Origin of the sequence: Azospirillum sp. B4 (assembly GCF_000333275.1) — a bacterium.
Taxonomy (GTDB): Bacteria; Pseudomonadota; Alphaproteobacteria; order Azospirillales; family Azospirillaceae; genus Nitrospirillum.
Window position 1 is genome coordinate 1 of the sequence record NZ_BACU01000641.1, and the last position, 20,596, is coordinate 20,596.

Here is a 20,596-nt window from a genome sequence, read left to right on the forward strand (position 1 = left end):
CGGTTCTCCTTAGGCAGAACGGCGATCACCTCGCCCTGCTTGCCCTTGTCCTTGCCGGCGATGATGATGACCTTGTCGGCCTTCTTAATCTTCGACATTTACAGGACCTCCGGCGCCAGGGAGATGATCTTCATGAACTTCTTGGCGCGCAGCTCACGCGTGACCGGCCCGAAGATACGGGTCCCGATCGGCTCACCCTGCTTGTTGATGAGCACGGCCGCGTTGCGGTCGAAGCGGATGGCGGAACCGTCGGTGCGACGGATTTCCTTGGCGGTGCGAACGATGACGGCGCGATGCACGTCACCCTTCTTCACGCGACCCCGCGGAATGGCCTCCTTGACCGAGACGACGATGACGTCGCCAACGGCCGCGACCTTCCGCATGGAGCCGCCCAGCACCTTGATGCACTGCACCCGGCGCGCGCCGCTGTTGTCAGCGACCTCCAGGTTGGTTTGCATCTGGATCATGGTTTGGCTTCCTTAAGCAAAACAGTTAGACGGCGGCGCCCGACGGGGCGGCGCTTTCCACGACGACGGCCCACCGCTTCCGCTTGGAAATCGGACGGCACTCTTCGATCGTCACCGTGTCGCCAGCCTTATAAGCATTCTGCTCGTCATGGGCAGCATACTTCTTCGACTGCTTAATGAACTTCTTGTACACGGGGTGCATAACACGACGCTCGACCAGCACGATGACGGTCTTGTCGCCCTTGTCACTCACAACCGTGCCCTGCAAAACACGCCGGGGCATAACGCTTCCCCCTGTCAGGACACGGGCGCAGCGGTTTCCCGCTGGCCCAGGATGGTCTTGATCCGAGCGATGTCGCGCCGAACCTGGCCGACACGCGCGGTGTTCTCCAGCTGCCCGGAGGCGCGCTGGAAGCGCAAATTGAACTGCTCTTTCTTCAGCTGCAAGAGCTGGTCCTGCAACTCATCCACGCTCTTAGTGCGCAGGTCGACGGCTTTGGTCATGCCTCAGCTCCCTCACCCAGGCGGGTGATGAATCGGGTCTTAATCGGCAGCTTGGCAGCGGCCAGCTCGAAGGCGCGCTTGGCGAGGTCCGCCGGCACACCATCCAGCTCGAACATGATGCGGCCGGGGGCCACGCGGGCCGCCCAGAACTCGGGCGACCCCTTACCGGAGCCCATGCGGACTTCGGCGGGCTTGCTCGACACCGGCACGTCCGGGAAAATCCGGATCCAGACCCGGCCCTGACGCTTCATGTGACGGGTGATCGCGCGGCGGGCCGCCTCGATCTGGCGCGCGGTGATGCGCGCCGGCTCGACCGCCTTCAGACCAAAGGCGCCGAAGTTCAGCTGCGTGCCGCCCTTGGAGGCGCCGTGGATGCGCCCCTTGTGCTGCTTGCGGTACTTAGTACGTTTCGGACTCAGCATGGCAATTGCCCTCTAGTATCCGTTCACCCTCAGCGCGCCGCGACGGGCTGCTGATCGGCGCGCTTGTCCTGGGCGAACGGATCGTGCGCCAGAATTTCGCCCTTAAACACCCACACCTTGACACCGCAGGTGCCGTAGGTGGTCTTAGCCGTGGCCGTGCCGTAGTCGATCTCGGCGCGCAGCGTGTGCAGCGGAACGCGGCCTTCGCGGTACCACTCCATACGAGCGATTTCGGCGCCACCCAGACGGCCGCCGCAGTTGATGCGGATGCCCTGGGCGCCGAGGCGCATGGCCGACTGCACGGCGCGCTTCATGGCGCGACGGAAGGCGACACGACGCTCCAGCTGGCTGGCGATGTTCTCGGCGATCAGCCGGGCGTCGAGTTCCGGCTTGCGGATCTCGACGATGTTCAGGCTGACCTCGGAACCGGTCATGCGGCCCAGATCGGTGCGCAGCTTCTCGATGTCGGCGCCCTTCTTGCCGATCACCACACCCGGACGGGCCGTGTGGATGGTGACGCGGGCCTTCTTGGCCGGCCGCTCGATGATGATGCGCGAGGCGCCGGCCGCGGCCAGCTTGCCCTGCAGGTGCTTGCGCAGGCGCAGGTCCTGGTGCAGCAGGGTGGCGTAGTCGCGGTTGGCGAACCAGCGGCTGTCCCAGGTCCGGTTGATACCGACGCGGAGCCCGATGGGGTTGACTTTCTGACCCATGTTACGCGGTCTCCCCCGTGGCTTCCTCGGCGCGCTCGCGCACGACCACGGTCAAGTTGCTGTAAGACTTCTCGACACGGGCGCCGCGACCGCGGGCCCGGGCGTGGAAGCGCTTCATCACCAGGGCGCGGCCCACGGTGGCGTAAGCGACCACCAGACGATCGACGTCCAGCTGGTGGTTGTTCTCGGCGTTGGCGATGGCCGACTGCAGCACCTTCTTCACTTCGCCGGCGATGCGGCGCTTGGAGAAGGTCAGCATGGCCAGAGCCGTACCGGCTTCCTTGCCGCGGATCATCTGGGCGACGAGGTTCAGCTTGCGGGCACTGGATTTGATCATCCGGCCGTGCGCCGCAGCCTCGTTGTCGGCGAAAGGCCGTTCAGATTGAGGCTTGCTCATTTTACTTCCTCTTCGCCTTCTTGTCGGCCGCGTGGCCGTAGAAAGTCCGCGTCGGGGAGAACTCACCGAACTTGTGTCCGATCATGTTCTCGGTCACGAGCACCGGCAGGAACTTATGGCCGTTGTACACGCCAAAGGTCAGACCGACGAACTGGGGCAGGATCGTGGAACGGCGCGACCAGATCTTGATGATCTCGTTGCGGCCGGACGCGCGCGCCTTCTCTGCCTTCTTCAAAAGGTAGCCGTCGATGAACGGCCCCTTCCAGACGGAACGGGTCACGGGTCCTACTCCTTACTTAGAGCGACGACGGCGGATAATCAGCCCGTCAGTCTTCTTGTTGCTACGCGTCTTCTTGCCCTTGGTCGGCTTGCCCCACGGCGTGACCGGATGACGGCCACCGGAGGTACGGCCTTCACCACCACCGTGCGGGTGGTCGATCGGGTTCATGGCGACGCCACGGACAGCCGGACGACGGCCCAGCCAACGGTTGCGACCGGCCTTGCCGATCACGGTGTTGGCCTGGTCGGGGTTGGACACGGCACCGATGGTGGCCATGCACTCGCCACGGACCATGCGCAGCTCACCCGAAGGCAGCTTCAGCTGGGCGTAACCCTGGTCGCGACCCACCAGCTGCAGGAACGTACCGGCGGAGCGGGCCAGCTGGCCGCCCTTGCCCGCACGCATCTCCACATTGTGGACGATGGTGCCGACCGGGATGTTCTTCAGCGGCATGGCGTTGCCGGGCTTCACGTCGACCTTCTCGCCAGCGACGACGACGTCGCCAGCCTTCAGGCGCTGCGGAGCCAGGATGTAGGCCAGATCGCCGTCCTGGTAGCGGATCAGGGCGATGAAGCCCGTCCGGTTCGGGTCGTACTCCAGGCGCTCGACGGTCGCGGGGACGTCGAACTTGTTGCGCTTGAAGTCGATCAGACGGTAACGGCGCTTGTGGCCGCCGCCCATGCGACGCGCGGTGATGCGACCGGTGTTGTTACGACCGCCGGAGCCGCTGAGGCCTTCCGTCAGCGCCTTTACCGGCTTGCCCTTGTACAGCTCCGAGCGATCGACCAGCACCAGCTGGCGGAGGCTCGGGGTAATCGGACGATAAGTCTTAAGTGCCATCGTTAATGCCCTCACACGCCGGTGGTGACGTCGATCGTGTGCCCTTCGGCGAGGGTCACGATGGCCTTCTTGAAGTCGGACCGACGCGCCACGATGCCCCGGAAGCGCTTGGTCTTGCCCTTCGAGACGATGGTGTTGACGGCCGTCACCTTGACCTTGAACAGGCCTTCGACGGCCTGCTTGATCTCGGGCTTCGTGGCATCCAGGGGCACCCGGAAGGTGACCTGGTTATGCTCGGAGCCCATGGTGGACTTTTCGGTGATGACCGGCGCGACGATCAGATCGTACATGCGCTCGGCGCTCACAAACGGCTTCGCGTTCTTGCTCATTTCAGGCGAGCCTCCAACTGCTCGACCGCGTTGCGGGTCAACACCAGGGTGTCGCGCCGCAGGATGTCGTACACGTTGGCGCCCTGCTCCGGCAGCACATCCACGTGGGGGATGTTGCCGGCGGCCCGGACGAAGTTCTCATCCAGGTTGGCGCCGTCGATGATCAGGACCGAGTTCAGGCCCAGGGCGCCGAACTGCTCGACCAGCGCCTTGGTCTTGTGGGTCTCGGCGCGGGCGTCGTCCAGGATGACCAGCTTGCCTTCGGCGGCCTTGACCGACAGGGCGGTCTTCAGGGCCAGCTTGCGGACCTTCTTCGTCAGGTCATGCTCATGGCTGCGCACCACCGGACCGAAGATCACCGCGCCGCCGCGGAACTGCGGCGAGCGCAGGGAGCCCTGACGGGCACGGCCGGTGCCCTTCTGCTTCCACGGCTTCTTGGTCGTGCCGGAGATCTCGGAGATCCCCTTGGTCTTGTGCGTGCCCTGACGGCGCTTGGCCAGCTGCCAGTTCACCATGCGGGCCAGCAGATCGGCGCGGGCCGGCAGGCCGAACACGGCATCGTCCAGCTCGATCTCGCCGACTTGCTCGTTCTTCAGGTTCTTAACGGTCGTCTTCATGATGCTCAGCCCTCCTGCGCGGCAGGAGCGTCCTGGGCGGGCGTGCGGAAGGCGGCCGGGAAGGGAACACCCTCCGGCAGCTTCTTCTTCACGGCGTCCTTCACCAGGATATAACCGCCTTCGGAGCCGGGGACGGCGCCGCGGACGAGGATCAGGCCGCGCTCGACATCGACCGAGACGACCTTCAGGTTCTGGGTGGTGACCTGCTCAACGCCCAGGTGGCCCGCCATCTTCTTGTTCTTGAAGGTGCGGCCGGGATCCTGGCGCTGACCGGTCGAACCGTGCGAACGGTGCGACACGGACACACCGTGCGTGGCGCGAAGGCCGCCGAAGTTCCAGCGCTTCATGCCACCGGCGAAGCCCTTGCCGATGGTCGTCCCGGTGACGTCCACGAACTGGCCAGCGACGAAGTGGTCGACGGTGATCTCAGCACCGACCTCGACCAGGGCATCCGGGGTCACCCGGAATTCCACGGTCTTCTTCTTCGGCTCCACCTTCGCCTTGGCGAAGTGGCCGCGCTCAGCCTTCGTGACGTTCTTCACCTTGGCCTTGCCCACGCCGACTTCCAGGGCGGTGTACCCGTCCCGGTCTTCGGTCTTGTGGGAGACGACCTGGCAATTGTCGACTTTCAGCACAGTCACCGGCACGTGCTCGCCCTCATCCGTGAAGATGCGGGTCATGCCGAGCTTCTGCGCGATCAAACCGGATCGCATTTTAGTCTCTTCTCCTAACAGGGGACATCCTCAGGGGGAGAGGTCCCACACACTCAAAACTTACAGCTTAATCTCGACGTCGACGCCGGCGGCCAGGTCGAGCTTCATCAGCGCGTCCACGGTCTGCGGGGTCGGATCGACGATGTCCAGCAGGCGCTTGTGGGTACGGATCTCGAACTGCTCACGCGACTTCTTGTCGATGTGCGGGCTACGGTTCACCGTGAACTTCTCGACCTGGGTCGGAAGGGGGATCGGACCGCGCACCCGGGCACCGGTCCGCTTGGCCGTATTCACGATCTCGCTGGTCGACTGATCGAGCACGCGATGATCGAACGCCTTCAGGCGGATCCGGATATTCTGGCTTTCCATCGTCCTAAACCTTGGTTGGAAGCGGTGCCGTATAGCAACGGCACCGCACACCGGTCAATCAAATCAGTTGGTACTATCAGGCGATGATCTTGGCGACCACGCCGGCGCCGACGGTGCGGCCGCCTTCACGGATGGCGAAGCGCAGGCCTTCGTCCATGGCGATGGGGGCGATCAGCTCCACGGTCACCTGCACGTTGTCGCCCGGCATCACCATCTCGGTGCCTTCCGGCAGCGCGACCATGCCCGTCACGTCCGTGGTACGGAAGTAGAACTGGGGACGGTAGTTGGTGAAGAACGGGGTGTGACGGCCGCCTTCTTCCTTCGTCAGGATGTAGGCTTCGGCCACGAACTTGGTGTGCGGGGTGATCGAGCCGGGCTTGGCCAGGACCTGGCCGCGCTCGACGTCTTCACGCTTCGTGCCGCGCAGCAGCGCGCCGATGTTGTCGCCAGCCTGGCCCTGGTCCAGCAGCTTGCGGAACATCTCGACGCCGGTGACGGTCGTCTTCACCGTGGTCTTCAGACCGACGATCTCGATTTCCTCACCCACCTTCACGATGCCGCGCTCGACACGGCCGGTCACCACGGTGCCACGGCCGGAGATCGAGAACACGTCTTCGATCGGCATCAGGAAGGGCTTGTCAACCGGACGCTCCGGCTGCGGGATGTAGGCGTCGACCTGCTTCATCAGCTCCAGGATGGCGTCATGGCCGATCTCGGGGCTGCGGTTCTCCAGGGCGCACAGGGCGGAGCCCTTCACGATCGGAATGTCGTCCCCGGGGAAGTCGTAGCTGCTCAGCAGCTCGCGCACTTCCAGCTCCACCAGCTCCAGCAGCTCGGGGTCGTCGACCATGTCGACCTTGTTCATGAACACCACCAGCGCGGGCACGCCGACCTGGCGGGCCAGCAGGATGTGCTCGCGGGTCTGCGGCATCGGGCCGTCGGCGGCCGACACCACCAGGATCGCGCCGTCCATCTGCGCGGCGCCGGTGATCATGTTCTTCACATAGTCGGCGTGGCCGGGGCAGTCGACGTGGGCATAGTGACGGTTGGCCGTCTCGTACTCGACGTGGGCGGTCGAGATCGTGATGCCGCGCGCCTTCTCTTCCGGCGCCTTGTCGATCTGGTCGTACGCGGTGAACGTCGCACCGCCGGTCTCAGCCAGCACCTTGGTGATCGCAGCCGTCAGCGACGTCTTGCCATGGTCGACGTGACCGATGGTGCCGATGTTGCAGTGCGGCTTCGTGCGCTCGAATTTCGCCTTCGCCATGGTTACTCTTCCTTCTCTTGACTTCTGCCTGATCAGGCCATCTTGGCGCGAACGACATCCGCGATGGCAGCCGGCACCGGCTCATAATGGTCAAACTGCATCGAGTACTGTGCCCGGCCCTGGCTCATCGAGCGCAGGTTGTTCACGTACCCAAACATGTTGGCCAGCGGGACCCTGGCGATGATGACGCGCGCATTGCCCCGCTGATCCATTCCTGTCACCTGTCCCCGGCGGCTGTTCAGGTCGCCGATGACATCACCCATGTAGTCGTCGGGGGTGACCACCTCGACCGCCATCACCGGTTCCAGCAGGACGGGCTTGGCTTTCGCCATCCCTTCCTTGAACGCGGCGCGGGCGGCCTGTTCGAACACCTCGACGGAGCTGTCGACGTCATGAAACGCGCCGTCGACCAGCTCTACCTTCAGATCGATCACCGGGAAGCCGGCGATCACCCCACTGTCCTTGGCGGCGTCGACGCCGCCCTGGGCCCCGTGGGCGAATTCCTTGGGCAGCCTGCTGCCCGCCTTGTTCTCGAACCGGAACCCGCTACCGGGCTCGGACGGCTCGAAGGTCAGCGTCACCTGGGCGAACTGCCCCATGGCACCAACCTGCCGCTTCAGCGTGTGGGCAACCTCCGCCTTATGGGCGATGGTTTCCCGGTAGGCCACCTGCGGCGCGCCGACGTCGGCTTCCACCCGGTATTCCCGCCGCATGCGATCGACGATGATCTCCAGGTGCAGCTCGCCCATGCCACCGATGACGGTTTGTCCCGTCTCGGCGTCACGCCCGACGCGGAAGGACGGATCCTCCGCCGCCAGCCGCTGCAGCGCCATGGCCATCCGGTCGTGATCCGCCTGGGTCTTAGGCTCGACCACCACCTCGATCACCGGCTCCGGGAACTCCATGCGCTCCAGCACCAGAGGTGCCGCGGGATCGCACAGGGTGTCGCCCGTCGTCGTGTTCTCCAGCCCCGCCAGGGCGACGATGTCGCCCGCGCAAGCCGCTTCGATCTCTTCCCGGGTGTTGGCGTGCATCAGCAGCATCCTGCCGACGCTCTCCTTCTCCCCCTTCGTCGCGTTCAACACGCGATCGCCGACCGCCACCGAGCCCGAGTACACCCGGACGAAAGTGAGCGAGCCCACGAAAGGATCGTTCATCACCTTGAACGCCAAGCCGGCGAAGGGCGCCGTGTCGTCCGTCCGCCGGCTGGCCGGTTCCCCGTCCAGCGCCACGCCCGCGACATCGGCGATGTCGAGCGGCGAGGGCAGAAAGTCGACAACGGCGTCCAGCATCGGCTGAACGCCCTTGTTCTTAAAGGCCGAACCGCACAGCACCGGCACCAGGCGCAGCGCGATCGTTCCCTTCCGGATCAGCGCCTTGAGCGCCGCCTCGTCGGGTTCCACACCCTCGAGGTAGCGCTCGGTGGCGGCCTCATCCAATTCCACCGCCTGCTCGACCAGACGGGCGCGGTATTCGCTCGCCTGTTCGGCCAAGGCGGCCGGAACCTCAGTCTCGAAGAACTCGGCGCCCAGCGTCTCTTCTTTCCAGACGATGGCCTTGTTCTTCACCAGGTCGACGACGCCGGAGAAGCCGGCTTCCGTCTTGATGGGAAGCTGCAGGACCGCCGCGTTGGCGCCCAGCCGCTCCCGGATCATCTGGACGGTGCCGAAGAAGTCGGCGCCGACCCGGTCCATCTTGTTCACGAAACACATGCGCGGCACACGGTACTTGTCCGCCTGCCGCCACACGGTTTCCGACTGGGGCTCGACCCCGGCCACGGCGTCGAACAGCGCCACCGCACCATCCAGCACCCGCAGGGAACGCTCGACCTCGATGGTGAAGTCGACATGCCCCGGGGTGTCGATGATGTTCACCCGGTGGTCACGCCAAAAGCAGGTCGTGGCCGCCGAAGTGATGGTGATGCCGCGCTCCTGCTCCTGCTCCATCCAGTCCATCGCGGCGGTGCCCTCGTGGACCTCGCCCATGCGGTAGGACTTGCCGGTGTAGTACAGGATCCGCTCGGTCGTCGTGGTCTTGCCGGCATCAATGTGGGCACAGATGCCAATGTTCCGGTAACGATCGAGAGGATGGGAGCGCGCCATGATTCCTTAAGGCCTAAGCCAGTCCCAGCCTTACCACCGGTAGTGCGAGAAGGCCTTGTTGGCCTCCGCCATACGGTGGGTGTCTTCACGCTTCTTCACGGCGACGCCACGCTGGTTGGCCGCGTCCAGCAGCTCACCCGACAGGCGCTCGGTCATCGTGTTCTCCGACCGGCCGCGGGCGGCGGCGATCAGCCAACGGATGGCCAGGGCCTGGGCGCGGTCCTGACGGACCTCGACCGGCACCTGGTAGGTCGCACCGCCGACACGGCGGGAACGCACTTCCAGGTAGGGACGGACGTTGTTCAGGGCGTCGTGGAACAGCTGAATGGGATCAGCCTTCACCTTGCCTTCGATACGCTCCAGGGCGCCGTACACGATCTGCTCGGCGACGGACTTCTTCCCGTCGTACATCAGGCAGTTCATGAACTTCGTCAGGATGGTATCGCCATACTTGGCATCCGGCAGGACTTCACGCTTCTCGGCGCGACGACGACGGGACATGAGATAACTCCTTACTTCGGACGCTTGGCGCCGTACTTGGACCGACGCTGGCGACGGTCCTTCACGCCCTGGGTATCCAACGAACCGCGGATGATGTGATAGCGCACGCCGGGAAGATCCTTCACACGGCCGCCGCGGATCATCACCACGGAGTGTTCCTGCAGGTTGTGACCCTCGCCGGGGATGTAGCTGATGACCTCGTGGCCGTTGGTCAGCCGCACGCGGGCGACCTTACGCAGCGCCGAGTTCGGCTTCTTCGGGGTGGTCGTGTAGACGCGCGTGCAGACACCGCGCTTCTGGGGGCATTCCTGCAACGCCGGGACCTTGTCCCGCTCCGGCACGCCCTCACGGGACTTGCGGATCAACTGGTTGATCGTCGGCATCTACCGCTCTCGGTTCACAGTTCCAACAACAAGGCACCCAAAACACATGCCCAGAACGACGAAAGTCCCGTCACGAAGCGCTAACTGGCTCCGCGCGGGCCTTGCAAACGCCGTCCGAACAAGGACTCGGGTGCGGCTATACAGATTTTCGAGGGGGTCTTTTTGAGAGACAGCGTCTAGCCCGCAAGGGCGGCCTACAGCCTGCCCCTCGAAAAATGTGGGCGGACTATATGGACGTCGGCCTCGCCCGTCAAGCGCTCTAGACTCAAAAATCCAGGGTAAGCCGTGCGTCCAGGACAGGGGCCCGCCCCACATTTGCGGGCCCCTCCCCTGCACGTGTGGCACGCGGTCCGGAGAGCGCGGGGGATGGGCAAATGGGCCCGGTACCGCTATATACCCGGGCCAGACGAGCGGGTGCGGCCCAGGGGTCCGTCGCTCACCTTATAGTATAGTGTCAGCGCGCCTTCGAGAGAGACCTTCGCCGACCGCATGCGGCATGGGGTCCACCGGCGGCGCCCTTTTGGATTCCCGAGCGCCGCCCCATGAGCAAGCCCCCCCTCACCACCTCCCCCGCCGGCGCCCCCAAGGTCGGCATCGTCAGCCTGGGCTGCCCCAAGGCCCTGGTCGACAGCGAACGCATCCTGACCAAGCTGCGCTCGCAGGGGTATGAGGTCTCGCCCAGCTATGACGATGCCGACGTGGTGCTGGTCAACACCTGCGGCTTCCTGGACAGCGCCAAGCAGGAGAGCCTGGACGCCATCGGCGAGGCGATGCGCGAGAACGGCCGCGTCATCGTCACCGGCTGCATGGGCGTGGAAGAGGGCCGCATCCGCGAGATGTACCCCAACGTGCTGGCCGTCACCGGCCCCCACCAGTATGAACAGGTGGTGTCGGCGGTGCACGATCACCTGCCTCCCGTGCACAACCCCTACACCGACCTGGTGCCGCCCGAAGGCCTGCGCCTGACCCCGCGCCACTACGCCTATCTGAAGATTTCCGAGGGCTGCAACCACCGCTGCAGCTTCTGCATCATCCCCTCGCTGCGCGGCGACCTGGCCAGCCGGCCGGCTGGCAACGTGCTGCGCGAGGCGGAGCGTCTGGTGAACGCCGGCGTGCGCGAGCTGATGGTCATCTCCCAGGACACCAGCGCCTACGGCCTGGACCTGCGCCATGCCGAAAGCGAGTTCAAGGGCCGCAAGGTCCGCGCCCACATGACCGACCTGGCGCGTGAGCTGGGAGGCTTGGGCGCCTGGGTCCGCCTGCACTATGTCTACCCCTACCCGCACGTGGACGAGGTCATCCCCCTGATGGCCGAGGGCCTGATCCTTCCCTACCTGGACATCCCTTTCCAGCACGCCAGCCCCAACGTGCTGAAGGCCATGAAGCGTCCCGGCAACCAGGAGAAGGTGCTGAACCGTATCCGCGGCTGGCGCGACATCTGCCCCGACCTCACCATCCGCTCCACCTTCATCGTCGGCTTTCCCGGCGAGACGGAGCAGGACTTCCAGTTCCTGCTGGACTGGCTGTCGGAGGCCAAGATCGACCGGCTGGGCTGCTTCAAGTATGAGGCCGTGGAGGGTGCCACCGCCAACGCCATCGAGGGCGCGGTGCCCGAAGAGGTGAAGGAGGAGCGCTGGAACCGCCTGATGGCCCACCAGCAGGCCATCAGCGAGGAGCGCATGCAGGCCAAGGTCGGCCGCACCATCGACGTCATCATCGACGAGGTGGATGAGGAAGGCGCCATCGGCCGCTCCGCCGCCGACGCGCCGGAGATCGACGGCAGCGTCTTCCTGAACGGCGACACCAGCGTGGCCGTGGGCGACATCGTCCAGGTGACGGTGGAACATGCCGAGGAATATGACCTGTGGGGCACCCGGGTCGACGCCTGAAGGTCCCGTCCCGGCGTCGTTGAGCGGAGGGCTCGGCCAGCGATGGCCGGGCCCTATCGTTTCTGGGTCCCCAGGCCGCCCATATCCAATATCCAACTTTCGGCAGGCCGCCCACCCTGGGCCTTGGAATCGGCGCCGGTACCCCCGTATGCTTCGCCGCAAGCGGCGCTATCGCGGGGTAACCGCCGGCGAGACGACCAGACTATGGGGAATCCATCCTAATGGGAGCCAGACTACGCACGGCCACGGCGGTGATCGCCCTGACCCTGGCGATGGGCATTGGGGCGGCCAGCACGGGGACGGCGAAGGACGCCGGCCCGGTGACGGCCGAAGCCTTGACCGCCCACGTCAAGATCCTCGCCTCCGACGCGTTCCAGGGCCGCAAGCCAGGGACCGAGGGCGAGGAAAAGACCATCGCCTACATCCAGGACCAGTTCAAGAAGGTGGGCCTGAAGCCCGCCGTCGGCACCAGCTTCCTGCAGGACGTGCCGATGACCGAGATCACCAGCAAGGCCGACGGCCCCATGGTGTTCACGGCCACGGGCAAGGACGGCCAAGCCAAGACGCTGTCGTACGAGTACTTCAGCCAGATGATGATCTGGAACCGGCAGCGCACCAGTCATGCCGAGGTGAAGGATAGCGACCTGGTCTTCGTCGGCTACGGCATCACCGCCCCGGAATTCGGCTGGGATGACTATGCCGGCGTCGACGTCAAGGGCAAGACGGTGGTCATCCTGGTGAACGACCCCGGCTTCGCCACCGGCGACCCCGCGCTGTTCGGCGGCGGCGCCATGACCTGGTACGGCCGCTGGCCCTACAAGTATGAGGAGGCGGCCCGCCATGGCGCCGCCGCCGCCATCATCGTGCATGAGACCCGCGCCGCCGGTTACCCCTGGGGCGTGGTCGCCAACAGCAACAGCGTGCCCAAGCTGACCCTGATGCCGGCCGACGGCGGCCTGCAGAGCCGGTCGGCGGTGGAAGGCTGGGTGCAGTTGGACCAGGCGAAGGAGCTGTTCGCGGCCGCCGGCCTGGACTATCCCACGCTCAAGGACAGCGCCGCCCGGCGCGGCTTCAAGGCCGTGCCCATGAACGCCAAGATGTCGGTCGGCATCACCCCCGTGGTGCGCGACGTCATCTCCCACAACGTGGTGGGCATCGTCCCCGGCGCCAAGCGCCCGGACGAGGTGGTGCTGGTGGGTGCGCACTGGGATCACCTGGGCATCGGCCCGGCGGTCAACGGCGACGCCATCTATAACGGCGCGCTGGACAACGCCACCGGCATCGCCGGCCTGATCGAGATGGCCAAGCGCTACACCCACGGCCCCAAGCCCGACCGCACCCTGCTGTTTATCGCCTATACGGCGGAGGAACAGGGCCTGCTGGGTTCGGAATACTATGCCCAGCACCCGCTGTATCCGGCGGGCAAAACCGTGGCTGGTTTCAACATGGATGGCCTGGGCGTGCTGGGCCCCGTGCGCGACGTGGTGCTGGTGGGCGGCAAGAAGTCCGACCTGGAGGAAAGGCTGAAGGCCTGGACCGACAAGCACACCATGGTCCTGAACCCCGAACCCTTCCCCGAGCGCGGCTACTACTACCGGTCCGACCACTTCAATCTGGCCAAGGTCGGCATCCCCGTCATCGACGCCAGCATGGGCATCGACAGCATTGCCCACGGTGCGGAGTGGGGCAAGGCCAAGGACGAGGAATACACCCGCCTGCACTACCACCAGCCATCCGACGAATGGTCGCCGGCCATGGACCTGACGGGTGGTGCGGTGGAGGTGAACATGCTCTACGACATCAGCCATGACCTGGCGTTCAGCGACGCCTGGCCCAAATGGTATGAGAAGGCGGAATTCCGCGCCGCCCGGGAAAAGTCCCAGGCGAAGTGAGTGGGAAGGCCGCGACGTCCGGGGCGGGACGTCGCGGCCTTTTCCAGGGACGCCCATGGCCTGTGGCAGCGGGCATGGGCGGAGAACAACGACAAGGAACGCAAGATACCCATGCGAACCCAGATGACACGGGCCCTGTTCCAGGGCGCGGCGGCGCTGTCCCTGATGGGCGCCCTGGCCTTGCCGGCGATGGCGGCCGAGAAGGTGACCCCGGAGAAGGTGACCAGGGACGTGGCCCCGGTGACGGCCGGCGCGCTGTCCGAACACATCCGCATCCTGGCGTCCGACGAGTTCCAGGGCCGCAAGCCCGGAACGGAGGGCGAGGACAAGGCTATCGCCTACATCCAGGACCAGTTCAAGAAGGCCGGGCTGAAGCCGGCGGTGGACGGCAGCTACCTGCAAAACGTCCCGCTGACGGAGATCACCAGCAAGGCCGACGGCCCCATGGTCATCACCGGGCCCAAGGCCACGCCGCTGTCGCTGGAGTATTTCAGCGACATGATCGCCTGGACCCGCCAGCGCACCCCGCATGTCGAGGTCAAGGACAGCGACATGGTGTTCGTGGGCTATGGCATCACCGCACCCGAGTTCGGCTGGGACGACTATGCCGGCGTCGATGTGCGCGGCAAGACCGTGATCATGCTGGTGAACGACCCGGGCTATGCCACCGGTGACCCCAAGCTGTTCGGCGGCGGCGCCATGACCTGGTATGGCCGCTGGATGTACAAGTTTGAGGAGGCGGCCCGCCACGGGGCGACCGCGGCCATCATCGTGCACGAGACCCGGGCCGCGGGCTATCCCTGGGGCGTGGTCGCCAACGGCGGCAGCATTCCCAAGCTGACCCTGATGCCAGCCGACGGCGGCCTGAAAAGCCGGTCGGCGGTGGAGGGCTGGGTACAGTTGGACCAGGCCAAGGCGATCTTCCAGGCCGCCGGCCTGGACTACAACACGATGAAGGACAGCGCCGCCCGGCGCGGTTTCAAGGCCGTTCCCCTGCCCCTCAAGATGTCCCTCGGCATCACCCCCGCCGAGCGCGACGTCATTTCCCACAACGTTATCGGCACCATACCGGGCGCCAAGCATCCGGACGAGATGGTGCTGGTGGGCGCCCACTGGGACCACCTGGGCATCGGCCCCGCCATCAACGGCGACACCATCTACCACGGCGCCATGGACAACGCGTCCGGCGTCGCCGGCCTGATCGAACTGGCGAAACGCTACGCCAAGGGGCCGAAGCCGGACCGCACCCTGCTGTTCATCGCCTACACGGCGGAGGAGCAGGGCCTGCTGGGCTCGGAATACTATGCCCAGCATCCGCTGTTCGCGCCCAACAAGACGGTCGCGGGCTTCAACATGGACATGCTGAGCAGCGTCGGCCTGACCCGCGACATCGTGCTGGTGGGTGGCAAGAAGTCCGACCTGGAGGACCGGCTGAAGGCCTGGACCGACGCCCACATGATGGCGCTGAACCCCGAGCCCTTCCCCGAGCGCGGCTACTACTACCGCTCCGACCATTTCAACCTGGCCAAGATCGGCATCCCGGTGATCTACGCCCACAGCGGCATCGACAGCGTGGCCAACGGCGCCGAGTGGGGCAAGGCGAAAGAGGATGAGTTCACCCGCCTGCGCTATCACCAGCCATCGGACAAGTGGTCGCCGGACCTGGACCTGAGCGGCGGGGCCATGGAGGTCAACATGATCTACGACCTCAGCCACCCGCTGGCCTTCGGCACCGACTGGCCGAAGTGGTACGACAAGGCCGAGTTCAAGGCCGCCCGCGACAAATCCATGGGCAAATAGGAAACGACAAGGGGGCCGCATCTCCACCCGGGGATGCGGCCCTCGCTTTTCCGGGAACAGGGGCACGCTGATGATGACGAGAACATGGGGGGCGCTCGCCCTGTCGCTGCTGGCGACGACGGCCCTGGCGGCGCCCAAGGACGGGCCGCCGGTGACGGCGGACGCCCTGTCGGCGCATGTGAAGATCCTGGCGTCGGACGATTTCCAGGGCCGCAAGCCCGGCACAGCCGGTGAGGACAAGGCCGTCGCCTATATCGAGGGGCAGTTCAAGCGGATCGGACTGAAGCCCGTGGCCGGCCGCTACACGCAGGACGTACCGATGACAGAGATCACCAGCAAGGCCGACGGCCCGCTGACGGTCACCGCCAACGGCAAGACCCTGTCCTATGAGTATTTCAGCCAGATGATGCTGTGGACCCGGCAGCGTACGACGCATGCCGAGATCAAGGACAACGACGTGGTCTTCGTCGGCTATGGCATCACCGCCCCGGAATTCGGCTGGGACGACTACGCCGGGGTGGACGTCAAGGGCAAGACCGTCCTGATCCTGGTGAACGACCCCGGCTTCGCCACCGGCGACCCCACGCTGTTCGGCGGCGGCGCCATGACCTGGTACGGCCGCTGGCCCTACAAGTATGAGGAGGCGGCCCGCCATGGTGCTGCCGCCGCCCTCATCGTGCATGAGACCCGCGCCGCCGGCTATCCCTGGGGCGTGGTCGCCAACAGCAACGGCATCCCCAAGCTGACCCTGATGCCGGAGGATGGCGGCCTGCACAGCCGCAGCGCCATCGAGGGCTGGGTGCAGTTGGACGTGGCCAAGGAGATGTTCGCGGCCGCCGGCCTGGACTACCCCACGCTCAAGGACAGCGCCGCCCGGCGCGGCTTCAAGGCCATCCCCCTGCCGCTGAAAATGTCGGTCGGCATCACCCCCACCGAGCGCGACATCATTTCCCACAACGTGGTGGGCATGATCCCCGGCACCAAGCGGCCGGACGAGGTGGTGATGGTGGGCGCGCATTGGGACCATCTGGGCGTGGGCCCGGCGGTCAACGGCGACACCATCTACAACGGCGCGCTGGACAACGCCTCCGGCTGCGCCGGCCTGATCGAGATGGCAAAGCGCTATACCCACGGCGCCAAGCCCGACCGCACCCTGCTGTTCATCTCCTACACCGCGGAGGAGCAGGGTTTGCTGGGGTCGGAGTACTATGCCCAACATCCCCTATTCGCGCCGGCCAAGACGGTCGCCGGCTTCAACATGGACGGCCTGGGCGTGCTGGGGCCGGTGCGTGACGTGGTGCTGGTGGGCGGCGGCAAGTCCGACCTGGAAGACCGCCTGAAAGCCTGGGCCGGCGCCCATGGCAAGGTGGTGAACGGAGAACCCTTCCCCGAGCGCGGCAGCTATTACCGCTCCGACCACTTCAACCTGGCCAAGGTCGGCATCCCCGTCGTCTATGCCAAAAGCGGCATCGACAGCGTGGCCAACGGCGCCGACTGGGGCAAGGCCAAGCTGGATGAGTTCACCCGCCTGCACTATCACCAGCCGTCCGACGAATGGTCGCCGGCCATGGACTTCACCGGCGGCGCCGCCGACGTGAACATGCTCTACGACATCAGCCACGACCTGGCGTTCAGCGACGCCTGGCCCAAGTGGTACGGGAAGGCCGAGTTCCGCGCGGCGCGGGAGCAATCCCAGGCGCGTTGATCTGGACGCCGCCAGTCCTTGGCTCCGGCGGCTCAGTCCACGCGCGGCGCCAGGCCGGCCACCTCGGCCGTTATCGCGAATGAGCGGCGGCGGGCGGCGTGGTCGTGGATGGCGGCGGTCACCATGATCTCATCCGCCCCCGTCTGCTGAGTGATGGCGGATAGGCCGTGGCGCACCGTCTCCGGACCGCCCACCACGGAATAGCGCAGCGCCCGGTCGGCCCAGGCGCGTTCCTCCAGACTCCACTGGACACCGGGTTGCGGTGGACGCAGGGGACCGGGGTTGCCACGGGCCAGGGCCACGAACCGGTCCTGAAGGGAGGTGAACAGCACCTCCGCCTCCTGGTCGGTGTCGGCGGCGAAGACGTTGACGCCCACCATGGCGTGGGGCTTGGGATTGGCCGCCGTCGGCTTGTAGTACTGACGGTAGACGTGCAGCGCCTCCATCAGCTGGTCCGGCGCGAAGTGGGAGGCGAAGGCGTAGGGCAGGCCCAGCTCCGCCGCCAGGCGGGCGCCGAAGGTGCTGGAGCCCAGGATCCACAGCGGCACGTCCAGCCCGGCGCCAGGGACGGCGCGCACCGGCTGGCCCGGCTGGGCCGGGCGGAAATAAGCCTGCAGTTCCTGCACGTCGCGGGGGAAGTTGTCGCCATTGTCCGACCGGTCGCGGCGCAGCGCCCAGGCGGTGCGCTGATCGCTGCCGGGCGCCCGCCCCAGGCCCAGGTCGATGCGGCCGGGATAGAGCGACTCCAGGGTGCCGAACTGCTCCGCGATCACCAGGGGCGCGTGGTTGGGCAGCATGATGCCGCCGGCCCCCACCCGGATGTTTTTGGTGCCGCCGGCGATGTAGCCGATGACCACCGAGGTGGCGGCGCTGGCGATGCCCGTCATGTTGTGATGCTCCGCCACCCAGAAGCGGCGGTAGCCCAGGGCCTCGGCATGGCGCGCCAGGTCCAGCGTGTTGCGCAGGGCCTGGGCGGCGGTACCCCCCTCGACGATGGGGGAAAGGTCCAGAACCGACAGGGGGACGGACAGGGGGGGAATGGCGGGAGACACGGGGGGACCGGCCCTTTCTTGCGAACCGCGACGGAACTGCCAAAGGTTAACTAAGCACGCCCGTCGCGCCTTGCGAGGTGAGGCCGGTCACAGGGAGAAGCGGACCTTCCCTAGCTGCCGATATAAGCCTTTTGTAAGGTCCCCAAGGCATGGAGCAAAACCACGACCATGCCGGTAGTCGCCACCAATGACATAATCGCTTGAACCGACCCGATCCCGGCCTCCAAAGCGCCCGGTGACGACGCATCCATGCGGCGCCCCAAACTTGAAGCGAAAATATGGGCCCGCACTGTTGGCAGCGCCAGGATGCCCACGCAGATCAATGGCATGAAATAACGCCCCTGCAGACCCAAAGCCGACGGCGCCCCCACCGGCGTCCAGGTGACGTAAAGCGCCATGACGATAGCACCGGTCACCGCCCATAGAACGATCCAAGTCACCAACGCAGCTTTCAGCGCCGGCCCCGAGCGCTGCAGCATGCTGACCACGATGGCCAAATATATAGCCAGTTGACCCAAATTATAAGCGGACGGAGAAAGCACGATGTTGAGCCAACCCAACACTCCGATGATCTGAATCCCAGTGGAGGTCAGATTATGCCAACTCCTGAAGGCCACCAACAGAATACGCCAGGGATGCGACATCAGCAGTCCCATCTGCGCCGAAGGATCGATGGCAGAATCAATGATGACTTTGGTTCCCGGAATGTGCGCCCAGAGGGCCCACCAGAGAACGAAAGCGAAGCCGATCACCGGCGCCAGCAGCGGGGTCGCAAAACCGGCGAAGAAGCGCCGCTGCCGCCACAATGAGCGAATGTCCAACCTATCTGGGTGAACCAGCAGAATGGACAGCAAGACATACGGCAGACGCGCCAGACTCAACATCAGCACGCAGGCGAGCGCCATAAGAAAAGTCCGGTTAGACGTCAGCCATCCGGTGCCAGCATCTCGTGACCAAAGCCGCGTCAGCAGCGCCGCATACAGCGCCGACACGGCAATCAACAACCCGTCCTGTGATACCGATACCGTCAGAAACAAATACATGGGTGTCAACAGCATGACGGCTAGCAGCAGCCGGCCCCAGCGCGCCAACGCAATGGCGGCAGCAGCGACTAGGACGGCGGTCAAGGCTCCGGCCAGACGGGCGGCGCGATACGAGACTTCCACAGAAAAGTCAAACAAGCGTCCAATGGCGAGGGTGGCCGCCTGGGGGATATAGAAGAATGGGCCATATTGCGCCGTGTTGGAGAATCCGATCTCTTTGGTCTCGCGCTTCCATCGCACGGCCGCAGCGGCGCTGGCCAGGCCAGGAGGCACCGGCGATGCCTTGGTGATGTGTTCGTTGTAAGCGCCCCAGTAATCAAGGGCACCCGCATCGACTCCCGCGCCGCGGCTGTCACCCAGGATAACAGGACGAATGTTGCCTTCAGAAATGGACTCAGCCTTCAGGAAATGGCTCACCTCGTCCGGGATCTCGAACGATGGCAAAACAGAAGCAATGAACAGTACAGCTACCAGAGCCACCAGCGAATAACAGGTGGCGGCGAGAATCGGCCGGCGCCCCAAAGTGATCAATGCCCGCATCCAAACAAGGCGGTCGTGACGCCATGCCCCATCACCCAAGGCCTGCACCTTTTCCATTCCGCCCCCAATCCGATCCCGTGGCACAACGCTGGACCATATGTGCAAGTATGCGTGTACCTTTTGCAACCCTTAGCGTGCGCGGCCCGGCTGGCAGGCCGTTGGCCTCCCACCTCATTCCCTCAGCGCCTCCACCGCCACCTTGAACGCCGCCAACTCCAGGCCGTCCAGGTCGCCGTCCCACAGCGATTGGCGCAGGTGCCCACCCTCGTTGACCAGGCGGTCGGACCCCACCACCACGCTGGCAGCCTTCAGGCCCATCAATGTCGCCAGGGTGAAGAACGACCCCTCCTCCATCTCCACGAAAGTAGGCTTGTCCGGCCCCTGGATGGCCAACAGGTCGCGCAGGATGCTGCCCGGCTGGAAATAGTAGAGGGGCATGGTGTAGCCGACGCCCCGGGCGCTGGGCACGCCGGACGCGGACGCCACGGCCCGCACCTGGGCGGTGAACGCGGCGTCCGGCCGGGCCACCTGCTGCTTCGCGTCGGGCGCCAGCAGGAAGCCGCCGCCATCGCGGTAAGACCCGTCGGAGACGATGATCTGGCCATAGGGCACGTCGGGCGACAGCAGCCCCGCCGTGCCGACATGGATGACACGGCGCACGCCCATGGCCTGCAATTCCGCCACCTGGGTGGTGATGCCGCCGGCACCCGGCAGGCCCCGCGCCACGACGAAAGGACGCGCCCCCTCCTTGCGCACCACCCACAGGTCGGTGGG

The 20,596-nt window shown here is 65.6% G+C and carries 24 protein-coding genes; 4 read left to right on the plus strand and 20 right to left on the minus strand.

What is annotated here, in order from left to right:
- The 17 genes from I55_RS28970 to rpsL form a co-directional block, all read right to left on the minus strand.
- Positions 1 to 98: KOW motif domain-containing protein (locus I55_RS28970; RefSeq protein WP_044564202.1), on the minus strand; the 98-nt coding region annotated here is incomplete at its 3' end.
- Positions 99 to 467, minus strand: a complete 369-nt coding sequence (gene rplN, locus I55_RS28975; RefSeq protein ID WP_004273662.1) for a 50S ribosomal protein L14 — start codon at positions 465 to 467, stop codon at positions 99 to 101.
- Between the two features lie 25 nt (positions 468 to 492).
- The gene (gene rpsQ, locus I55_RS28980) at positions 493 to 750 is read right to left on the minus strand and encodes a 30S ribosomal protein S17 (protein ID WP_004273663.1); all 258 of its coding nucleotides are present in this window, start codon (positions 748 to 750) and stop codon (positions 493 to 495) included.
- A 14-nt stretch (positions 751 to 764) separates the two neighbouring features.
- Positions 765 to 971 (minus strand): 50S ribosomal protein L29, encoded by a 207-nt coding sequence (rpmC, locus tag I55_RS28985; RefSeq protein ID WP_040848404.1) that lies wholly within the window; start codon positions 969 to 971, stop codon positions 765 to 767.
- On the minus strand, positions 968 to 1,393 hold the full coding sequence (gene rplP, locus I55_RS28990; RefSeq protein WP_044564203.1) for a 50S ribosomal protein L16: 426 nt from the start codon (positions 1,391 to 1,393) through the stop codon (positions 968 to 970). Before rplP ends, rpmC begins: the two co-directional genes overlap by 4 nt.
- A gap of 29 nt (positions 1,394 to 1,422) precedes the next feature.
- The gene (gene rpsC, locus I55_RS28995; RefSeq protein WP_044564204.1) at positions 1,423 to 2,103 is read right to left on the minus strand and encodes a 30S ribosomal protein S3; all 681 of its coding nucleotides are present in this window, start codon (positions 2,101 to 2,103) and stop codon (positions 1,423 to 1,425) included.
- Position 2,104: 1 nt separating this feature from the next.
- Positions 2,105 to 2,500 (minus strand): 50S ribosomal protein L22, encoded by a 396-nt coding sequence (gene rplV / locus I55_RS29000; protein ID WP_004273664.1) that lies wholly within the window; start codon positions 2,498 to 2,500, stop codon positions 2,105 to 2,107.
- Position 2,501: 1 nt separating this feature from the next.
- Positions 2,502 to 2,780, minus strand: coding sequence for a 30S ribosomal protein S19 (gene rpsS / locus I55_RS29005; RefSeq protein ID WP_004273665.1), 279 nt, complete (start codon positions 2,778 to 2,780; stop codon positions 2,502 to 2,504).
- Between the two features lie 12 nt (positions 2,781 to 2,792).
- Positions 2,793 to 3,620 carry a 50S ribosomal protein L2 gene (rplB, locus tag I55_RS29010; protein ID WP_044564205.1) on the minus strand — a complete coding sequence of 276 codons (828 nt, stop codon included), beginning with the start codon at positions 3,618 to 3,620 and terminating at the stop codon, positions 2,793 to 2,795.
- An 11-nt stretch (positions 3,621 to 3,631) separates the two neighbouring features.
- The gene (locus I55_RS29015) at positions 3,632 to 3,949 is read right to left on the minus strand and encodes a 50S ribosomal protein L23 (RefSeq protein WP_044564206.1); all 318 of its coding nucleotides are present in this window, start codon (positions 3,947 to 3,949) and stop codon (positions 3,632 to 3,634) included.
- Positions 3,946 to 4,566, minus strand: coding sequence for a 50S ribosomal protein L4 (gene rplD / locus I55_RS29020; RefSeq protein ID WP_044564207.1), 621 nt, complete (start codon positions 4,564 to 4,566; stop codon positions 3,946 to 3,948). The genes I55_RS29015 and rplD overlap by 4 nt, the downstream gene beginning before the upstream one ends.
- A 5-nt stretch (positions 4,567 to 4,571) precedes the next feature.
- On the minus strand, positions 4,572 to 5,279 hold the full coding sequence (gene rplC / locus I55_RS29025; RefSeq protein ID WP_044564208.1) for a 50S ribosomal protein L3: 708 nt from the start codon (positions 5,277 to 5,279) through the stop codon (positions 4,572 to 4,574).
- Between the two features lie 60 nt (positions 5,280 to 5,339).
- The gene (gene rpsJ, locus I55_RS29030; RefSeq protein ID WP_040848411.1) at positions 5,340 to 5,648 is read right to left on the minus strand and encodes a 30S ribosomal protein S10; all 309 of its coding nucleotides are present in this window, start codon (positions 5,646 to 5,648) and stop codon (positions 5,340 to 5,342) included.
- A gap of 76 nt (positions 5,649 to 5,724) precedes the next feature.
- Complete coding sequence (gene tuf / locus I55_RS29035) at positions 5,725 to 6,915, minus strand: elongation factor Tu (protein ID WP_044564209.1); 1,191 nt, start codon at positions 6,913 to 6,915, stop codon at positions 5,725 to 5,727.
- A gap of 32 nt (positions 6,916 to 6,947) precedes the next feature.
- Positions 6,948 to 9,017, minus strand: coding sequence for an elongation factor G (gene fusA, locus I55_RS29040; RefSeq protein WP_044564210.1), 2,070 nt, complete (start codon positions 9,015 to 9,017; stop codon positions 6,948 to 6,950).
- A 30-nt stretch (positions 9,018 to 9,047) separates the two neighbouring features.
- Positions 9,048 to 9,518 carry a 30S ribosomal protein S7 gene (gene rpsG / locus I55_RS29045; RefSeq protein WP_044564211.1) on the minus strand — a complete coding sequence of 157 codons (471 nt, stop codon included), beginning with the start codon at positions 9,516 to 9,518 and terminating at the stop codon, positions 9,048 to 9,050.
- Between the two features lie 11 nt (positions 9,519 to 9,529).
- A complete protein-coding gene (gene rpsL, locus I55_RS29050; protein WP_004274236.1) occupies positions 9,530 to 9,901 on the minus strand; it encodes a 30S ribosomal protein S12 in 372 nt (123 codons plus the stop codon).
- A gap of 542 nt (positions 9,902 to 10,443) precedes the next feature.
- Between rpsL and rimO the strand changes: the two genes are divergently transcribed.
- From rimO to I55_RS29070, 4 genes are all read left to right on the plus strand, one after another.
- Entirely contained in the window at positions 10,444 to 11,790 is a 1,347-nt protein-coding gene (gene rimO, locus I55_RS29055) for a 30S ribosomal protein S12 methylthiotransferase RimO (protein WP_044564212.1), read from the plus strand.
- Positions 11,791 to 12,011: 221 nt separating this feature from the next.
- Entirely contained in the window at positions 12,012 to 13,682 is a 1,671-nt protein-coding gene (locus tag I55_RS29060) for a M28 family peptidase (protein WP_044564213.1), read from the plus strand.
- 111 nt (positions 13,683 to 13,793) lie between these two features.
- Entirely contained in the window at positions 13,794 to 15,482 is a 1,689-nt protein-coding gene (locus I55_RS29065; RefSeq protein ID WP_252181358.1) for a M28 family metallopeptidase, read from the plus strand.
- A 70-nt stretch (positions 15,483 to 15,552) separates the two neighbouring features.
- Entirely contained in the window at positions 15,553 to 17,187 is a 1,635-nt protein-coding gene (locus I55_RS29070; protein WP_083901505.1) for a M28 family metallopeptidase, read from the plus strand.
- 32 nt (positions 17,188 to 17,219) lie between these two features.
- On the opposite strand, the gene I55_RS29075 is transcribed toward I55_RS29070, so the two are convergent.
- The 3 genes from I55_RS29075 to I55_RS29085 form a co-directional block, all read right to left on the minus strand.
- The gene (locus I55_RS29075) at positions 17,220 to 18,239 is read right to left on the minus strand and encodes an LLM class flavin-dependent oxidoreductase (protein WP_252181359.1); all 1,020 of its coding nucleotides are present in this window, start codon (positions 18,237 to 18,239) and stop codon (positions 17,220 to 17,222) included.
- A gap of 110 nt (positions 18,240 to 18,349) precedes the next feature.
- A complete protein-coding gene (locus I55_RS29080; protein ID WP_044564214.1) occupies positions 18,350 to 19,879 on the minus strand; it encodes a DUF2142 domain-containing protein in 1,530 nt (509 codons plus the stop codon).
- Between the two features lie 114 nt (positions 19,880 to 19,993).
- The coding region (locus tag I55_RS29085; protein WP_044564215.1) for a hypothetical protein at positions 19,994 to 20,596 on the minus strand (603 nt) is incomplete at its 5' end.